Raw genomic sequence first — 19,043 nt, forward strand, 5'->3', positions numbered from 1 at the left:
GCGGCCCGTGCGTGTCTTCCGTCAGCCCGCCACGGGCAGGATGCCGAGGCGTTCCCTGATGGCCGCGAGCACGGCCGGCTGTTCCCGTACGAGGTAGAAGTGGCCGCCGGGCAGGATGCTCAGGTCGAAGCCGGCGGTGGTGTGGTCGGCCCAGCCGCGTGCCTCATCGGGGTCGACCCGGGGGTCGCTGTCCCCCAGCAGTGCGAGGACGGGGCAGGTCAGCCGGGCCGGGGTGCGGCGCAGATACGTTTCCACGGCCCGGTAGTCGCCGCGGACGGCGGGGAGGATCATTCGGAGGATCTCCTCGTCGCCCAGCAGCTCGGAGTCCGTGCCGCTCAGCGCGCGCAGTTCCGCGACCAGCCCGTCGTCGGACCGCACGTGGACGTCCTCCTCGCGGCGCAGGTGGGGAGCGCGGCGCCCGGACACGATCAGCGCGGAGACGGGTGTGCCGTGGGCCTGGAGGCGCTCGGCCACCTCGAAGGCGACGAGTGATCCCATGCTGTGCCCGAACAGGGCCAGCGGCCGGCCGTCGGACGCGGCGGCCAGCCGGTCCGCGACCCGGTCGGCGAGCAGGGTGATGTCGGTGACGACCGGCTCGGATCGCCGGTCCTGGCGGCCCGGGTACTGGACGGCCAGGACATCGGCGTCCGGCGCCAGGGCCCGCGACATGGGGAAGAAGAAACTGGCCGAACCGCCGGCGTGCGGGAAGCAGACCAGGCGTACGGCGGCATCGGGAGCCGGACTGAGGTTCCTGAGCCAGAGCGCGTCAAGAGGTGCGGTGGTCATGTGAGATAGGACCTTTCCAGAGCTGCCTGTCGATGCCGCCGTTCGGGGCGACGCCTCACCTCAACCGGACACCCGAACCGGCAGCCGCCGGGGGCAGATGATCTGCATCGGGTTCTCGAACTCCACACCGGCCGAGTAGTCCACGGCGATCTCGTCGAAGCGGTCGAACAGCGCGTTCAGCGCGATCCTGACCTCGAGCCGGGCCAGCGGAGCGCCGAGACAGAAGTGGATGCCCTGCCCGAAGGCGATGTGTCCACCGGTGTTGCGGTGGATGTCGAAGCGGTCGGGGTCCGGGAAGCGCTGTGCGTCCCGGTTGGCCGCACCGACCCACAGGGTCACGAGCTCGTTCTTGCCGACCTGCTGCCCGGCGAGCTCCGTCTCGGTGGTGGTCACGCGCGCCATCCTGGAGAAGGGCGGGTACAACCGCATCAACTCCTCGATGGCGCCGGGCAGCAGGTCGCGGTCCGCGCGCACTGCGGCGAAGGCCTCGGGGTGGCGGTCGAAGGTGAGGATCGCGTTGCCAATCATCGCCATGGATGCGGCGTGGCCGGCGAACAGCGTGAGTCCGACCAGGCCGATCAGATCGCCGTCTCGCAGCGGCTCACCCTCGATGGTGGCGTGGGCCAGCCCGGTGAGCATGTCGTCGACCGGGTTCTCCCGGCGTCTGCGCACATGCCCGAGGATGTACTCGTTCATCTCCCGGATGGCGGGGGCTATGTCGGACTCCATCACCTCCGGTGGCACGGTCGCCGCGTCGAGCGCGCCCAGTGCGTCACCCCACGCCCGGTACATGGGCACGTCCTCGGCCGGCAGGCCGAGCATCTCGGCGACCACGATGATCGGCAGGGGATAGGCCACCGATTCGATCAGGTCGAACCTGTTCGATCCGGACACGCCGTCGAGCAGGGACTCCATGGTCCCCTTGATCCGCTCGGACAGACCCGACACCGCGCGCGGGGTGAAGGCCTGGTTGATGACCCGGCGCAGATTGCGGTGATGAGGCGGGTCGTTGGTGACGAGGTTGCCCATGAGGAACAGGTCGAGATCGGCCTGTGGTTCGTTGAACAGCCGCACCGTCTCCGAGGAGAACGTCTTCGGGTCGGTGAGGACACGGGTGATGTCGGCGTGCCGGAAGAGCTGCCACCCGTATTCGTCGTCGTGATGGACCGGATGCTGGTCCTGCATCTCGCGGAACCAGGTGAACAGCGAGTCCACGGGTTCGGTCGCGGATGTGTCTGTCACAGGCATGGCCACCCCTGATCTGACTGCCACTGGGTTGTTGTTCACAGGCCGAAGATGGAGCGGTAGACCTTGGGATCGACGTCCGGCAGGGCCAGGCCCCGGGTGTCCGGCGCGACTGCGGGCGAGGGCGACAAGGTCGGCGAACCGGCTACCCGCAGGCCCGATTCGATGGCGCCGTCCATGTAGCCGATCCAGCCGAGAGCGAGGTCGTCGCCGCAGAACTTGACCCGTCCGAACGGCTCGTTGACCGCGCGGTGCAGTCGTGTCAGCTGCAAGGGCTGCCGGAACGCGGGCCCGCCGAGGGCGTACTGGTCCGCTTCCCAGTCCGACACGGTGTAGCTGCGCAGCGTTGCCGACGGCAGGATCTTTCTGACCTCGGACTCGACCCGCGCCCGGTTGCTGACGTCCAGCGTGCTGTTGACGGTGAAGGCCACGACGGGGGCGTTCTCGTTCAGCCGGCCCATGATGACGAAGGGGTGGTCCTCCGGCGCCTCGGCGATGAACCGGTCGCTGGGGGTGGCCAGGTCCAGCCACAGCTTCTTCTGGCGCGGCACGCCGTAGCCCTGAGTGGTGGCGTCCCGGTGTGCCTGCGGCAGGACCGGATTGAAGGTGATCTTCTTCCAGACGTTGACCGGCACCGCCATGACGACCTCGGCCGCGGTGTAACCGGCGCCCGCCCGGGTGACCACCTTCACCTTGCCGCTCTGCTGAGTGACGGAGGCGACCGGGGACTTGAGCTTCAGGTCCGGCTTGCCGTCCGCCAGGATCGCGTTGGCCAGCGCGATGGTTCCCCGTTCCATGCGGTAGGTGTTGACCCCGGAGAAGCCCGTGTAGTTCCAGCCCGCCAGCGCCCACCACTGCGCGAGCTGAAGCATCGATCCACGCGAGGTCGGCGCGCCGTACAGCCCAGTGGTGCTGATCATGCGGATCTCGTCTTCGGGCGCGTACGAGAGCTGGTCGAGGCGGTCGCGCAGGGACAGCCGGTCCAACGGCGTGATCAGGTCCTCGCGGGTGAAGGGCGCGTAGGGCTTGGGGAAGTACTCCCGTGAGCCGTCGAAGAACGGCGTGAACAGCTCGCCCTGCCGGGTGTAGGCCGTGACCGGGTCGTACTCGGCGAAGCCGGTCAGGGTCGGCATGAGCACGCGTTCGGGACCCGCGTCGGCCACGATCTTCAGGTTGTAGCGCGATATCTCACGCCAGATGTGCGGCTGCAGCGGATCGACCCAGGAGCCGCCACGTTCGATCTCGTACCCGTTGAAGGTGTCTGTCCAGGTGCGTCCGCCGATGCGGTCACGCGCCTCTAGCACGAGTACCTGGAGGCCCTTCTTGCGCAGTTCGCGGGCGGCGACGAGGCCGGCCAGCCCGGCCCCGACGACGATGGCGTCGTAGTTCTGACGGTCGGTGAGGTCCGCCCCTTCGGCGGCCTCGGCGATTGTGGGAAGGCCCGCGCCGAGCGCGGTGCCGGCGATGGCCAGGCTTCCCGTCCTGAGCACGGCTCGCCTGGAAAGGGCGTTGCGAGACGCGGCTTTGTTGCTTCTGTCGCGATTGCTGAACACGTGTTTCCCCCGTGTGTTTTCTGTGCGGCTGTGCAGATTTCGCGAGATCGGGTTTCTGACGAGCAGTTGTCGAACGGCTTCCGGGCAAAGCCGGGAACGCAGATCGCGACGCGCGTGATCCGGATTCCCGGCTCTGCCGGTTGCGGTGCGAAGTCAGGCGGAGGGCTTGCGGAACTGCTTGATCATCGCCGCGTAGCTGTCCTCGGCGTTGCCGTCGGCCACCGCGCGCTGCGCCAGCTCCAGGAAGAACTTCGGCAGTTCGGTGCTGACGCCGAGCGCCTGGCTCTCCTCGAGGAGGTGCTGCATCCCGCCCACGTGGACGTTGACGGTGGCGTCGGTGGCCGGGTACTTGTCCTCGTCGATCTGCTCCGCGTACGCGGTCACGTAGTCGGCCGTCACATTGATCGCGGTGGTGGCCATGCCCGCGAACGTGCTCGCCTTGACGTTGGCGGTGCCCAGCAGTGCGGCGGCGTGCAGGAAGCTGTTCAGGACGCCCCACATGATGCTCAGCACGGACATGTCGTACAGGGCGGACAGGCCGTGGTCCTCGTCGATGTAGACCGTTCCGGTCTCGCCGAGCACCTGGAGGGTGGCCTGGTGCTTCTCGTATGCGGCCTGCGGACCGGAGTACAGCAGCGTGGCCTCGGCGGTGCCGATGGCCTGCGGAAGTGCCAGGATCGCACCGTCGAGGTAGTCGGCGCCGAGCTTGGCCGCCCACTCGGCGGTTTCCCGCGCCTGGGTGGAGCTGGCCGTGGTCAGGTTGACCAGGGTACGGCCCGACAGCGAGGAGCCGACCGGGTCGAGCAGCCCGTGGACGGCGTCGTAGTCCGAGACGCAGATGACGACGAGCGGGCTCGCCTCGACCGCGCTCTTGACCGAGTCGGCGAGGGTGGCGCCGTCCGCCACGAGGTCGTCGGCCTTGCCGGCCGAGCGGTTCCAGACGGTCGTCGGGTGACCCTGAGCCAGGAAGGCCTTGGCCAGTGCTTGGCCCATCAGGCCCAGGCCGACAACGGTGACCGGGGACTCGGAGGCTGAATGAGTGGACACAGGTAGTTCTCCGTGTTCAGTGCGGCGTCCGCCGCGGTGGGTGTGATGGTTCGTTCGCCGGTTCCGGGTGGCGACACGGAGGCTGTCTTGGCCCCCGCGTCCGGACCGTCGGTCAGGCCTGGTCCTCGTCCTCGGCGCTCCACGGGCCGCTGACACCGAAGGGGTTGTCCACGACGTAACGCCAGTAGCCGTCCTCGCCCTGGCGCAGGACGTCGATGGCGACGCCCTCCAGGGACTCCGGCTCGCCGTTCTCGTCGAGCGCCTCCATCTGCCATTCGACCACGAGCATCGCCGTGTCGCCGACCACCAGCTGCTGGCGGACGGTCGCCTCCACGGAGGGCTTGCGCTTCGCCAGGAACTCGGTCACGTATTCACGACGCACCTGACCGCGGAGCGGATGTCCCGGCTCCCACATTCCGACCGCGTCGTCGGTGTACATCGCGTTCACCGCGTCGGCGTCGCCGGAGTTGAACGCTAATCCGAACGCCTCCTGATGCTTTTCTATGTCAGAGACCAGCGTGTAAGTGCTGTCCGCCACGGCGCATTTACTCCATTCGCTTGGGAAGAACCTGGGGGGAGAGATCCCTTCGCACGCTACCAGCGTGGACTCCGGGGCCGGTCTCCTTCCGGTAATCGTGCGCAGAGGTGCGGTGCACCGCTTCAATTACCGGGGAAAGACCGCCCGGCAGAAGAATCCAGCGGTGGAATGCTGTTCGTTACTCCTGACCTGCTCGGTTCGACGCCCGCGCCACCGCTTCCTGGATCTCCGGGGTCACCAGCGCGTCGGTCGGGTCGAGGAGGAACGCCACGCGCGCGTAGGCAACCAGCAGTCGCCCGTCCCGCGACGCGGCGTCCAGCAGCTGGTCCAGGTAGGCGTACTCGGCCAGTTGCTCCTCGCTCGGTTCGCCGCCCACGCCGGGAAAGGCGAGGTCGGCGCCGGTGGTGAGCGCCCACACGTGGTCGACGGCCCTGGCCGCGAGGTCGGCCAGGTAGCCTCCCGGGTCCACGGTCCCCGGCCGCGAGACGTGGTCGCGCAGCACCGTGGCTCCCAGTGCCGCCACCGTCATGCCCTGCCCGTAGACCGGGTTGAAGCTGCACACGGCGTCACCGATGACGAGCAGTCCACCGGGGAACGAATTCATCCGCTCGTAGCGGCGGCGCAGGTTTGCCGGGAACCGGTAGGACAGCGGTTTCCCGAGAGTTTCCTGGTCGTGCACCACGTCGTAGATATCGGTGCTGGCCAACGATTTCAGGAAGTCGTGGAAACCCGCGGTGTCATGAGGCGGGTAATCGCCGGCTATGCCGTAGCCGGTTACCACGGCGAGACCGTCCTCCACCTTCGCGCACAGCGCCCCCCGCGGGAGTGTCGCCGAGCCACCGATGTCGATGGAGACCTCGTCGGCCATCCGGTCCTCGGACAGTCGGTAGTACTGGGTGGTGTAGCCGACGTTGACGGTGAGTCGTTCCTCCTCGACCTCGGGGTAGCCGAACTCCGCGAGCCACGCGGGGGTCCGGGTACGCCGTCCGGTCGCGTCGACGACCAGGTCGGCGGTCAGGTCGGTTTCGGTGTCCCCCCGCACGATCCGGGCACCGACGACGGCGGTTCGGTCCGGGGTGGTCAGCAGCCCCGCGATGTCGGTGCGCTCCAGGAAGGTCACGTTGGGCAGCGCACGCACGCGTCCGCGCACCCGCCGCTCCAGGTGCGGCCGGCTGACCGACAGCAGGGGCAGGCCGGAGTGCGGCTTGGGCATGCGGGTGCCGTTCACGATCCACCGCACATGGGCGGTGCCGTCGCCGGCCACGGCACCGTTCGCGGTCAGTTCCTCGGTGATGCCCGGGAGCAGGTCCTCCAGCGCGAGCAGGCCGGCGGCCAGCAGGTTGTGCAGGTGCCCGCCGTGCGGGACGCCCCGCCGGATGTCCCTGTGGCCCTTGTCGGCGTCGTCTTCGGTCAGGTCGTCGCGGTCGACGACCAGGACTTCGGCGTACTGGTCGGCCAGTACGCGCGCTGCCAGCAGCCCGGCCATACTCGCACCGAGCACGATCACGCGCTGACGATCAGTTCTTTCCACTGGTGTGGTCACTCCTCTGCTCGTCCTGAACGGGCGCGCGGGACGGGAAGTAGCCCGCACGGACGAAGAAATTCACGTACTTGTCGAACAGCTCTCGATCGACCGGCGGGCATTCGATGCCGGTGCCGAGCAGTGCGTGTTCGGTGTCCGAGACGTCGATCGGCGGGTAAGTGGCCGTGCCCTGGCCCGCGTTCATGCCCTCGAACGAATCCAGCAGCGGGACGACGGCGTTCTTCCGGTCCGAGCGCACCCGGGCCGACCACGAGTCCCAGTCCACTTCGGGCAGGTGGTAGCCGAAGGACCTGAGGTGGTCGACGAACTCCGTGAACGTCTGGTTCTGCCGGTTGTAGAGGTGGAAGGTCCGGTTGGCGGTGTCCTGGCGCGAGAGGGCCACGACCGCCGCGCTGACGTAGTCAACCGGGACCATGTGGACGACCCCGGCGAGACTGTCGGGTACCGCTCGGGCTTCCAGAAGGCCCTTGAGGCTCAGCCAGACGAAGTCCTTGGTCTGGCAGGCGCCGGTGACCCGGTCGCCGCACACGACGTCCACCCGGTAGATCGACACGGGCAGTCCCCGGCTCCTGCCGAGCGCGATGACCTGCTCGGCCACCCACTTGCTCTGCAGGTAGCCGTTGTGCAGCAGGTGTGCGGGGCCGGTCGGGTCGGTCACGGTGGCGGGTGCGGCGTCGGGGCCGGGTGCGGGGAACACCCCGGTCGTCGACACGTAGTGCACCGGAACCGTCCGGTGTGCCGCGGCCAGCCGCAGCACCTCCCGGGTGCCGCCCACGTTTCCCGGGGCGAGTTCGGTGTAGGGCCGCAGCCAGCTCACCGTCGCGCCGGCGTGGTAGACGACGTCGACCCGCGCGGCGAGGTCGTCGAACTCCGTTTCGGTCAGGCCCAGCCGCTCGGCGGCCAGGTCGCCGACGACGACGGAGAGCCGGGCCGGGTCGATGTCCTCCCGGACCTGGTACCAGGCCAGGTTCTCGTGCAGCCGGCGGGTCGCGTCGGCCTGGTCGGTCCCCCGCACCAGGCAGTGCACCCTGGCCGTGGTCGACCGCATCAGGTCGCGGAGCAGGAACGCGCCGAGGAACCCGGTGGCGCCGGTCAGCAGAATCTCGTCGGGGTCGGCCGCGACACGGCTGATCACGCCGGCCGGCCGGATGTCCTCGTCGAGGTGGACCTCGGCGGCGAAATCGACTTCGGCGCCTTCAGAGGTTTTGCCGGTAGCGGTGGCCAGGAGGGTGCACAGGTGCTCCACCAGCTTCTTCGGGGTGGGGTGTTCGAAGATCAGCGAAGGCGGCAGTTTCAGGCCGGTGGCCTCCGCGAGCCGATTGCGCAGCTCGACCGAGGTGAGCGAGTCGAACCCGGAGTCGGAGAAGCGCTGGTGCTCTTCGATCGCACCCGGCACGGAGTGCCCGAGCACCGACGCCACCTCCCGGTGGAGGAAGTCCGACACGAGCTCGCGCCGGCGGGACGGCGACAGTCCCGCCAGCCGCTCGGACAGCAGCTCGTCGTCGGCCGGGGACTCCTCGGCGCCTTGGTCGGTGTTCTGGACCAGGCGGCGCAGCAGCAGCGGCGCTCGTCGGGCGTTCTTCCGCAGGGCGGCCCGGTCGACCGGGGTGACCACCAGCGCGGGGCGACCGGTTCCGAGCGCGAGGTCCAGCAGCTCCGGACCGGTGTCCTCGGTGATGGTGAGCAGGCCGGAGCGGGCGATCCGGTCGAGTTCGGTCGGGGTCAGGTGCCCGCTCATGCCGTCTTCGTGCGCCCACAGGCCCCAGGCCAGCGAGGTCGCCGGCAGTCCGAGTGCCGATCGGTGGCCGGCCAAGGCGTCGAGGAAGGTGTTGGCCGCGGCGTAGTTGGCCTGGCCGGAACCGCCGATGATGCCCGCGACGGACGAGAACAGGACGAATGCGTCCAGGTCCCTGTCGAGGGTGAGTTCGTGCAGGTTCCACGCCGCGTGCACCTTGGGCCGCAGCACGGCCGCCAGCCGGTCCGGGGTCAGGTCCGCGATCATGCCGTCGTCGAGCACCCCGGCGGCGTGCACGATCCCGGTGAGGGGGTGCTCTGCCGGGACGGTGTCCAGCAGTGCCGTGAGGGCTTCCCGGTCGGCGAGGTCACAGGAGACGACGCGCACTTCGGCGCCGAGTCCGGTGAGTTCGGCGGCCAGTTCGGTGGCACCGGCCGCCGCGGGTCCCCGGCGGCTGACCAGCAACAGCCGGGACACGCCGTGCGCGCGGACCAGATGACGCGCGAACAACCCGCCGAGCGCCCCGGTCCCCCCGGTGATCAGCACGGTGCCACCGGAACGCCACCGAGCACCGGTCCGCGGCTCACCGCCCGGCGGCACCTCGGCCAGGCCGGGCACGAGCACCTGGCCGGAACGGACGGCGGTCTGCGGCCGTCCGGACGCCAGGACCGACGGCACGGCCGCCACCGACGCCGGGTTTTCGTCGACGTCGATCAGCACGATGCGGCCGGGCGCCTCCGACTGCGCGGACCGCAGCAGTCCCCAGAGCGGTGCGGCGACGAGGTCCGAGACGTCGGTGCCGTCCTGGCCGGTGGACACGGCCCCCCGGGTGAGGACGACCAGCGGGACGTCGGTGGCCCGGTCGTCCGCCAGCCACGACTGGACCAGAGTCAGCACCTGCTGCGCGGTTTCCTCGGCACGCCGGGGCACATCGCCGCCCGCGGAGAACACCAGCGGGACGAGCAGAGCGTCGAACGGCGCGTCCGAGCGGAGCGCGGCCAAGGCGTCCGCCACCTCGTCGAAGGGTGCACCGGCGGTGAGTTCCGGCCCGGCGGGGAAGTCGACCCCGCCGACGCGCAACCTGGCCAGGGCCGGCGGCGTCGTCGGTGCGGCCGGGGTGATCGGGGTCCAGTCGACGCGAAGGACCGAGTCCCGCGCACTCGGCACGGTCGTCGCCGGCATGGCGGTCGCGGTGGGTTTCAGCCAGTACCGCTCTCGCTGGAACGGGTAGGTCGGCAGGTCCACCCGTCGCGCTCCGGTGCCGGCGAAGAAGGCGGGCCAGTCGACGGGGATCCCGGCGGACCACAGGCCGCCCAACGCCGCGACCACGTCGCGTGCCTCGGCCTGTCCGTTGCGCACCGCGGCGACGGGGGTGATGGGTGCGTTGTCGGCGACCATGGCCGAGAGCACTCCGGCGGGACCCAGTTCCAGGGTGACGTCCACGTTCTGCTCGGCGAGGGTCCGGGTCGCGTCGAGGAAGCGGACCGGCTGCCGTGCCTGGCCGACCCAGTACTCCGGGGAGCGGAGCTGTTCCTCGGTGGCGATCCGGCCGGTGACCGTCGACACGATGGGGATGCCCGGCGCGTGCAGGGAGACCTTGCGCAACACCCGGCCGAACTCTTCGAGCATCGGATCCATCAGCGGCGAGTGGAACGCGTGGCTGACCGTCAACTGCTTGGTGCGGCGTCCCCAGGACCGCACGGTCTCGCTGATCTCCTCGACGGCGGCGCGGTCTCCGGACACCACCGTCGAGACCGGGGCGTTGACCGCGGCGATCGCCGCGGCTCCGTTCGACCGCAGCAGGAGCGCGATCTCGTCCTCGGTGGCTTGCAGCGCGACCATCGCCCCGCCCGCCGGCAGTGCCTGCATGAGCCTGCCGCGTGCGGTGACCACGGCCGCCGCGTCCGGCAGCGACAGCACCCCGGCCACATGCGCCGCGGACAGTTCGCCGATCGAGTGACCGGCGAGGAAGTCCGGCCTGATCCCCCACGACTCGAACAGCCGGAACAGGGCGACCTCCAGCGCGAACAGCGCCGGCTGGGCATGGCCCGTCCCGGTCAGCCGGCTCTCGTCCTCGAGCACAGCACGCAGCGGGTGTTCCAGATGTGGGTCGAGCTGCGCGCACACCGCGTCGAAAGCCTCGGCGAACGCCGGGAACGCCTCGCACAACTCCTTGCCCATGGCGACACGTTGAGCACCCTGGCCGGTGAAGAGGAAGCCCAGCTTTCCGCCCTTGCCGGGCGCCGCGGTACGGGCGCCGTCCTCGGTCAGCGCACGCAGGGCCGCGAGCAACGACTCGGTGTCCGAGCCGACCGCCACGGCCCGGTGCGGCAGGGCCGCACGTGTCGTGGCCATGGAGTAGGCCAGGTCCACCGGGGACAGACCCGGGTTCTCCTCGACGTACGACATCAGCTCGCGCGCCTGGGCGGACAGGGCCGGCCGGCTCTTGGCGGCCAGCGGCAGGGGGAGGAACGCGGGTGCGGGTGCCGGGTTCTCGACGACGACCGGCTCCTCCTCCGGTGCCTGTTCGAGGATCAGGTGCGCGTTCGTGCCGCTGACACCGAACGAGGAGACCGCCGCCCGGCGCGGCCTGCCCGTCTGCGGCCAAGCGCGGGGCTCGGTGAGCAGCTCGACCGCTCCCGTGGACCAGTCGACCAGCGGTGTCGGCTCGTCGACGTGCAGCGTCCGCGGCAGTTCGGCGTGCCGCAGCGCCTGGACCATCTTGATCACTCCGCCGACGCCGGCGGCCGCCACCGAGTGCCCGATGTTGGACTTCAACGAGCCCAGGAACAGGGGGCGTTCCGGGGTGTGTGCGGCGCCGTAGGTGGCCAGCAGCGCCTGGGCCTCGATGGGGTCACCGAGCCGGGTGCCGGTGCCGTGCGCCTCGACGACGTCCACGTCGGAGGCGTCCAGCCGTGCCCCGGTGAGCGCGGTCCGGATCGCCCGTTCCTGCGACGGGCCGCTGGGGGCGGTGAGTCCGTTGGAGGCGCCGTCGGCGTTGACCGCCGAGGAACGCAGCACGGCCAGCACCCGGTGCCCGTTGCTCACGGCGTCGCTGAGCCGTTCGAGCAGGACCAGCCCGACGCCTTCCGCCCAGCTGGTGCCGTCAGCGGAGGCGGCGAAGGACTTGCACCGGCCGTCGGGCGCCAGGCCGCGCTGCCGGGAGAAGTCGACGAACCCGCCAGGGGTCGCCGCGATCGTCACACCGCCGGCGAGGGCGAGGCTCGATTCCCCGGTGCGCAGCGACTGCGCCGCGAGGTGCATGGCGACCAGGGACGACGAACACGCCGTGTCCACGGTCATGGAGGGGCCCTCGAAGCCGAGGGAGTAGGAGATCCGGCCGGACACCACGCTGCCGAGCTTGCTCGTCAGCAGGTAGCCCTCGAACTCCTCGGGGCCGGCCAGCCCCAGATAGGACTGTTCCACCGCGCCGACGAAGACACCGACGTCGGCGCCCTTCAGGGCGGTCGGGTCGATCCTCGCGTGCTCGAAGGTCTCCCAGGCGGTCTCCAGCAGCACCCGCTGCTGGGGGTCCATCGAGAGCGCCTCGCGAGGCGAGATGCCGAAGAACGCGGCATCGAACTCGGTGGCCCCGTCCAGGAATCCGCCTTCCCGGGTGTACGTGGTGCCGGGTACGTCCGGGTCGGGGTCGTAGAGCGCGTCGACATCCCATCCGCGGTCGGCCGGGAACTCGGTGATGGCGTCCCGGCCGTCGGCGACGAGGCGCCACAGATCGTCCGCCGAGCGCACGCCTCCCGGATAGCGGCAGGCCATGCCCACGATCGCGACCGGTTCCGCTCGGCCGGACTCCAGTTCCGCGATGCGCTGCCGGGCCTTTTGCAGGTCGGCGGTGACCCATTTCAGATATTCCGCGAGCTTCTTCTCATCCACCATGGGGAGATTTACCTGTTCCGGAAGTCGGGCGGGAATCAGTACTTGGCGCGGCCGAGCTCGTTGTCGATGAAGTCGAGCAGTTCGGCGGTCGATGCCGATTCGAGCAGGTCGGCCTGGCTCGCCTCGGGTCCGTCCTCCGGCTTGGCACCGGTCTCCAGCCACCGGGACAGCAGGGTCTGCAGCCGGACGGTGATCTCCTCGCGGTCGCCGTCGACGCCGCCGCCGTCCCCTGCCGTGAGCATCTCCTCCAGTTCGTCCAGCGCGGCGATGGCGGCCGGGCGCGGTTGCGCCGCGTCGTCGGACGCGATGTGGCTGAGGAGGAACGCGGCCAGCTTCGACGGCGTCGGGTGATCGAACACCGCCGTCGCCGGCAGCTTGGCATCGGTGACCGTGTTCAGCCTGTTGCGCATCTGTACGGCGGTGAGCGAGTCGAAGCCCAGCTCGCGGAACGGCCGTTCGGGGTCGACGTCCGCCGGATCTGCGAGTCCGAGCACCGCGGCCACCTCACCGCGGACCAGCTCCAGGACGAACTCCTCGCGCTCGGGCCCGGTCAGTTCGGACAGCCGGTGTGACACCGGCACCTCGGTGGTCTTCGCCGAGGTGCGGCCCGACGAGGGGACCAGAGCCCGCAACAGCGTTGGCACCCGGTCGAGTTCTCGCAGCGCGTCCAGGTCGAACAGCGTGGCCGCCACCGTCGGGCGGGCCGCCGGTACGGCGGCGTCGAACAGCGCCATCCCTCCCTCGGCGCCGATCGTGCCGAAGCCGTCCCTGGAGAGCCGGGTGCGGTCGATGTCACCGAGTCCCGCGTTGATGCCGCCGTCGACGTCCCACACACCCCAGGCCAGGGACGTCGCGGGCAGTCCGTGCGCGCGCCGGTGTGCGGCGAGTCCGTCGAGGAACGCGCTCGCGGCGGCGTGATTGGCCTGACCCGGTCCGCCGAACAGCCCGACGGTCGAGGAGAACAGGACGAAGGCCGACAGGTTCGCGTCGCGCGTCAGGTCGTGCAGATGCCAGGCGGCGTCGGCCTTGGGCCGCAGGACGGAGTCCAGTTGCTGCGGCGTCATGGCCGTGAGCAGACTGTTGTCGAGGATCCCCGCCGCGTGCACGATTGCGCGCAGCGGCCGGTCGGCGGGTATGCCGGCGAGCAGCGCGGCGAGGGCTTCCCGGTCCGCGACGTCGCAGGCAGCGATGTGGACCGTCGCCCCGAGTGCGGTCAGTTCGGTCCGCAGACTGCCGGCCCCCGTCGCCTCCGCGCCCGAGCGGCTCGCCAGGAGCAGATGCCTGATGCCGTGCTCCGTGACGAGGTGGCGGGCGGCGACCGCGCCGAGCGCGCCGGTGCCACCGGTGATGAGGACGGTCCCTTCGGGGTCCCACACCGGGCTGTCCGGCCCGGTGGGCACCGCGGAGGAGCGGACCCGGTGCAGCCTGGGGACCCGGGCCTGTCCGGCCCGGATCGCGGCCTGGGGCTCGTCGGCGGACAGCAGGGAGGAGAGCAGGGCCGCGGGGATCGGCTCGGCGTCCGGGCCGGCGTCGGTGTCGACCAGCACGATGCGGTCGGGGGCCTCCGACTGCGCGGACCGCAGCAGCCCCCATACCGCCGCGGCGGCCGGGTCGGGTGCCTCGTCGTCCGTCGTGGCGACGGCGCCCCTGGTGACGACGACCAGGCGGATGCCGGCGAAACGGTCGTCGGTCAGCCATTGCCGGACGAGGGTCATCGCCCGCCGGGTCAGCAGGTGCGCGCTGTCGGCCGGCTGCGGGACCCGGCCCGTCACCGCATCCGTCTCCTGGCCGGTCTCCAGCGGAACGAGGAGGGCCTGGACCGAGGCCCCGGATTCGAGTGCGTCGCCGAAGGCCGTCAGGTCGTCGTAGGACGGGATCGCGGTCTGTCCGTCGCCGAACCGCCCGAGCCTCGCCCAGGCCGTGGCGCGGGCGGACGGCCCGATGACGTCCGGGATCCAGCCGATGTCGTGGAGCCCGCCGAGCGGACCGGGCCCGTAGGGCTCCGGGCCCTGCCCGGCCGCCGGCGGCGCCGAGGGCTCCAGCCAGTACCGTTCGCGTTGGAAGGGGTAGGTCGGCAGGTCGATCCGCCGCGCACCGGTCCCGGAGAAGAAGGCGGGCCAGTCGACCGGCACGCCCCGGGAGTGCAGCACGCCGAGGGCGTTGACCAGCGTCCGCGCTTCCGGCCGGCCCTTGCGCAGGGCGGGAACCGCGACCGCGTGCTCGACGCCGGCGGCCGCCATCGCCGAGAGCACTCCGTCCGGGCCCAGCTCCAGCAGCGTGGACACGCCTTCCGACTCCAGGGTGCGCACCGCGTCGAGGAAGCGCACCGGCCTGCGGATCTGCTCCACCCAGTACTCGGGCGAGGTCCACCCGTCCCCCGACTCCACCTGGCCGGTCACCGTGGACACGATCCCGAACTTCGGCTGGTGGAAGGTCAGTCCCTCGGCGATGAGACGGAACTCGTCGAGCATGGGGTCCATCCGGTGCGAGTGGGATGCCCGCAGGATCGGCAGCACCTTGATGGAGCGGCCCCGTTCCTTCCAGACCGCCGCGACGGCGTGGACGGCGTCCTCGTCGCCCGAGAGCACCACCGCGCGGGGGCCGTTGATCGTGCCGATCACCGCGCGCCCGTCCTCCTCCAGGGTCTCGCGGACCTCTTCCTCGGTCGCCTCGACGGCGATCATGGCGCCGCCTTCCGGCAGGGACCGCATCAGGCGTCCCCGGGCGGTCACCAAGATCGCCGCGTCGGACAGGGACAGCACACCCGCGAGGTGTGCGGCGATCAGTTCACCCGTCGAGTGGCCCACGAGGTAGTCCGGGTGCACGCCCCACGCCTCTAGGAGGCGGAACAGCGCCACTCCGACCGCGAAGAGGGCCGCGAGGGTGTAGTCGATCTGGTCCAGTTCGTCGCCCGACTCGATCACCGAGCGCAGCGGACGGGGCAGGTGCTCGTCCAGCGCCGCGCAGACCTCGTCGAAAGCCGCCGCGAACACCGGGAACGTCTCGGCCAGTTCGCGTGCCATGCCGATGCGCTGAGCGCCGCCTCCGGTGAACATGAACGCGATCCGGCCCTCGTCCTTGGCGCCGAGGATCGTGCCGGTGCTCTCGTCCGCCAGTGCGGCGAGACCGTCGAGCAGTTCGTCCCGGCCGGCCGCGAGTGCCACGGCACGGTGCCGCAGCGCCGATCGGGTGGCGGCCAGCGAATAGGACAGGTCGAGCAGGTCGACGTCGGCGCGTTCGGCGAGGAACCCGCCGATGCGCTCGGCCTGGGCGCGCAGAGCCTGGGGGGATCCGGCCGACAGCACGTACGGCAGTACCGGTGCCGGTGACGCGGCGGGAGAGTCCGCCGGTGCGGAAGGCGCCTCCTTGGGAGCCGGTTGCGGTGCCTGCTCGACGATGACGTGCGCGTTGGTCCCGCTGAACCCGAACGCGGAGACGGCGGCTCGGCGCGGCCTGTCCAGCACCGGCCAGTCCTGGGGCTCGGTGAGCAGGGTCAGGGCGCCGGTGCTCCAGTCGACGTGCGGTGTCGGATCGTCGGCGTGCAGGGTCTTCGGCATGACGCCGTGGCGGATCGCCTGCACCATCTTGATGATGCCGCCGACACCGGCGGCGGCCTGGGTGTGCCCAATGTTGGACTTGAGGGATCCCAGCCGCAGCGGCCGGTCCGCCGGCCGGCCACGACCGTAGGTGGCGAGCAGGGCGTTGGCCTCGATCGGGTCGCCGAGGGGCGTTCCGGTGCCGTGCGCCTCGACGACATCGACGTCGGCGGCCGACAGTCCCGCGTCGGCGAGCGCCTGGCGGATCACCCGTTCCTGGGCGGGACCGTTGGGCGCGCTGAGACCGTTGCTGGCGCCGTCCTGGTTCGTCGCCGATCCGGTGATCACGGCGAGCACCTGGTGGCCGTTGCGCCGGGCGTCGGAGAGCCGTTCCACCAGCAGGAGTCCGGCGCCTTCGGCCCAGCCGGTGCCGTCGGCGGCGGCCGCGAAGGACTTGCACCGGCCGTCGGCCGACAGCCCGCGCAGCCGGGAGAACTCGACGAACGCCTGTGGCGTGGACATCACCGTCACGCCACCGGCCAGGGCCAGTTCGCACTCGCCCCGGCGCAGTGCCGCCGCCGCGAGATGCAGGGCGACCAGGGACGAGGAACAGGCCGTGTCGACGGTGACTGCCGGTCCCTCCAGGCCGAAGACGTAGGCCAGCCGGCCCGATGCGACGCTGCCCGCGCTTCCGCTGTAGAGGTAGCCCTCGAACTCCTCCGGCGGCAGGTACGGGCGTGACCCGTAGTCGTGGTACATGGACCCGACGAACACGCCCGTTCGGCTGCCGCGCACCGACTCCGCGGGGATTCCGGCGCGTTCGAGGCTCTCCCACGCCGTTTCCAGCAGCAGCCGCTGCTGCGGATCGGTGGCCAGGGCCTCCCGCGGTGACATGCCGAAGAACTCCGGGTCGAACCGGTCGGCGTCGTGCAGGAATCCGCCCTGGTCGGTGTAGGACCTGCCGACGGTCTCGGGGTCGGGGTGGTAGAGCCGGTCCAGGGGCCAGCCCCGGTGCTCGGGAAACGGGGTCACCGCGTCCACGCCCTCAGTGACCAACTGCCACAGCCGTTCCGGCGAGTTCACGCCGCCGGGGTACCGGCACGCCATCCCGATGATCGCGACGGGTTCCCGGTTCTTCTCCTCGATCTCGCGCAGACGCCTGCGACTGGCCTGGGCGTCGGCCACAGCGCGCTTCAGGTACTGCCGGAGTTGGTTCTCGTCAGTGCTCACGCGCCCTCGACTCCCAGGATCGTCTCAGGAGAGGCACCAGCCGGCTCCTCAGTACCGTGCACGACTTTCTTCCTTTCCCCCGGAGAAATTCTCCTCGACTCACAGCCTCTGCATTGTCGCCCGAGCGATGTCGCGATTCAGTAATTCCGCACTCCAGCCGTGGAGTGACGCCCGGTGACCGGGGGCTGATGGGCCAGTTAGCGCGTAATGAGAGGACCGCCGCGAGCGGGCGGTAGAGTCCCGGACAAAGGAGACCCTCGAAGGTTGGGAACCGGATTGAAAATGCACCCGGAGATTGAAGAACGCGAACTCGCGGAACCCTATCTCGGGGGTCTGCTCGCCTCGCTCGGATTGGGCGTCCACTTTTCCAGGGCGGAAAAGGACACTCTCTTCTACCGTGACGACACGGGTCGAGAGGTGCCGGTGCTCGACCTCGTCGGCGGCTACGGTTCGACGATCATCGGGCACAACAACCCCGACATCGTCGCCTACGCGAAGGAACTGCTGGACCAGGGAGTGCCGGTCCACGCCCAGTTCTCGAAGCACCCGTACGCCAACGAGCTGGCACAGAAGGTCAATTCCATCATCCGGCGCGAGCTCGGAACGCCGGATGCGTACTCCGCGATCTTCGCCAACAGTGGCGCCGAAGCGGTCGAGATCGCGATGAAGCACGCCGAGTTCGACCGGGTCGCGAAGCTGGCCCGACTGGCCGAGGACATCGAGCGGAACATCGAGAAGGCGCGCGTGGCTGTCGCCGGCGGTGCGGAGGTGGTGGGCGGCGAGTCCTACGAGCACCTGGGCGCGGACGCGGAGGGGAACCGCGGAACCGCTGAGGGGCGCCCCGGTTCCGCACTGACGGACGTGATCGCCGCGATCAGGAGCGTCAACGGCGAGCGCATGAGGGCCGCACCCGTGTTCCTGGCCCCTGAGGGCTCGTTCCACGGAAAGCTCGTCGGCAGTGTCCAGCTCACCCACAACGTCGGTTTCCGGACCCCGTTCGCCTCACTGGCTGCGCAGTGCCGGTTCGTGCCGTTGCACGAACCGGACGCGCTGGCCAAGACCATCGAGTCCGAGCGCAGGACGCTGCTCGACCTCGCGGTCGAGGGCGACACCGTGCGCGTCGTCGAACGCGACCTGCCGGTCATCGCCGCGTTCGTCCTCGAGCCGGTCCAGGGCGAGGCGGGGATCAGGCCGTTCGACCGGGAGACCGCGGAGCGCGTCCAGCAGGCGTGCGCGGCGGCCGACTGCCCGATCATCGTCGACGAGGTGCAGAGCGGCATGGGCCGCACCGGCGCCTTCTTCGCCAGCTCGCACATCGGGCTCCAGGGCGACTACTACACACTGGCCAAGAGCCTGGGCGGCGGGATCGCCAAGGCGGCGATGACGTTGGTGCGCGACTCCCGCTACCGCGAGGAGTTCGAGCTCGTGCACAGTTCCACCTTCGCGAAGGACGCCTTCTCCACGTTGATCGCCGGCCGCACGGTGGATCTGCTGGAAGCGGAGGACGGCAGGGTCTACCGCATGGCCGCGGAGCGCGGGGACCGGCTGATCCGGATGCTGCGGAAGCTGCAGGACGAGTTCGGGACCGTCATCAAGGATGTCCGCGGCAGGGGCCTGATGATCGGCCTCGAACTCCACGACCAGTCGGGTTCCACCTCGCAGGTCATCGCCGAGCAGTCACGCGCGGGACTGCTCGGCTATGTGCTGGCCGGCTACCTGCTGCGCGTGCACGCCCTGCGGATTCTCCCGACGGCCAGCGCCACGAACACGCTGCGGCTGGAGCCGTCCGTCCACATCACGGACGCCGAGACAGCCCGGCTGGAGTCGGGGTTGCGCGCTCTGCTGGTCGCGCTTCGGGACCAGAACGGCGCCGTCCTCCTGCCCACGGATCCGGCCGGGGAGTCCGGCGCGTAAGCATTTCGGAGATCGGGTTGAC

Annotated in this window: 8 protein-coding genes and 1 pseudogene; 1 reads left to right on the top strand and 8 read right to left on the bottom strand. The window is 70.4% G+C overall.

What is annotated here, in order from left to right:
• Positions 1 to 21: 21 nt before the first annotated feature.
• From ABTX60_RS00120 to ABTX60_RS00155, 8 genes and pseudogenes are all read right to left on the bottom strand, one after another.
• Positions 22 to 786, bottom strand: coding sequence for a thioesterase II family protein (locus tag ABTX60_RS00120; RefSeq protein WP_352094789.1), 765 nt, complete (start codon positions 784 to 786; stop codon positions 22 to 24).
• Between the two features lie 60 nt (positions 787 to 846).
• Positions 847 to 2,034 (bottom strand): cytochrome P450, encoded by a 1,188-nt coding sequence (locus ABTX60_RS00125; protein WP_352094790.1) that lies wholly within the window; start codon positions 2,032 to 2,034, stop codon positions 847 to 849.
• A 35-nt stretch (positions 2,035 to 2,069) separates the two neighbouring features.
• Positions 2,070 to 3,521 (bottom strand): flavin monoamine oxidase family protein, encoded by a 1,452-nt coding sequence (locus ABTX60_RS00130; RefSeq protein WP_352094791.1) that lies wholly within the window; start codon positions 3,519 to 3,521, stop codon positions 2,070 to 2,072.
• A gap of 216 nt (positions 3,522 to 3,737) precedes the next feature.
• Positions 3,738 to 4,631 carry an NAD(P)-dependent oxidoreductase gene (locus ABTX60_RS00135; RefSeq protein ID WP_352094792.1) on the bottom strand — a complete coding sequence of 298 codons (894 nt, stop codon included), beginning with the start codon at positions 4,629 to 4,631 and terminating at the stop codon, positions 3,738 to 3,740.
• Positions 4,632 to 4,743: 112 nt separating this feature from the next.
• Positions 4,744 to 5,169, bottom strand: a complete 426-nt coding sequence (locus ABTX60_RS00140) for a YybH family protein (protein ID WP_352094793.1) — start codon at positions 5,167 to 5,169, stop codon at positions 4,744 to 4,746.
• Between the two features lie 178 nt (positions 5,170 to 5,347).
• On the bottom strand, positions 5,348 to 6,676 hold the full coding sequence (locus tag ABTX60_RS00145) for an NAD(P)/FAD-dependent oxidoreductase (protein ID WP_352094794.1): 1,329 nt from the start codon (positions 6,674 to 6,676) through the stop codon (positions 5,348 to 5,350).
• 10 nt (positions 6,677 to 6,686) lie between these two features.
• Complete coding sequence (locus ABTX60_RS00150) at positions 6,687 to 12,338, bottom strand: thioester reductase domain-containing protein (RefSeq protein ID WP_502992260.1); 5,652 nt, start codon at positions 12,336 to 12,338, stop codon at positions 6,687 to 6,689.
• A gap of 38 nt (positions 12,339 to 12,376) precedes the next feature.
• Positions 12,377 to 17,065 (bottom strand): annotated as a pseudogene (locus ABTX60_RS00155) (type I polyketide synthase); the annotation flags it as partial.
• Between the two features lie 324 nt (positions 17,066 to 17,389).
• Between ABTX60_RS00155 and ABTX60_RS00160 the strand changes: the two are divergent.
• Positions 17,390 to 19,021 (top strand): aspartate aminotransferase family protein, encoded by a 1,632-nt coding sequence (locus tag ABTX60_RS00160; protein ID WP_352094797.1) that lies wholly within the window; start codon positions 17,390 to 17,392, stop codon positions 19,019 to 19,021.
• The last annotated feature ends 22 nt before the right edge of the window (positions 19,022 to 19,043 follow it).

Origin of the sequence: Streptomyces sp. NPDC126510, assembly GCF_040302345.1 — a bacterium.
Taxonomy (GTDB): Bacteria; Actinomycetota; Actinomycetes; order Streptomycetales; family Streptomycetaceae; genus Streptomyces.

Bases quoted from the DNA above. Each gene is read 5' to 3' on its own strand.
- ABTX60_RS00120 (WP_352094789.1), bottom strand. From the start codon at position 786: ATGACCACCGCACCTCTTGACGCGCTCTGGCTCAGGAACCTCAGTCCG.
- ABTX60_RS00160 (WP_352094797.1), top strand. From the start codon at position 17,390: ATGCACCCGGAGATTGAAGAACGCGAACTCGCGGAACCCTATCTCGGG.
- ABTX60_RS00125 (WP_352094790.1), bottom strand. From the start codon at position 2,034: ATGCCTGTGACAGACACATCCGCGACCGAACCCGTGGACTCGCTGTTC.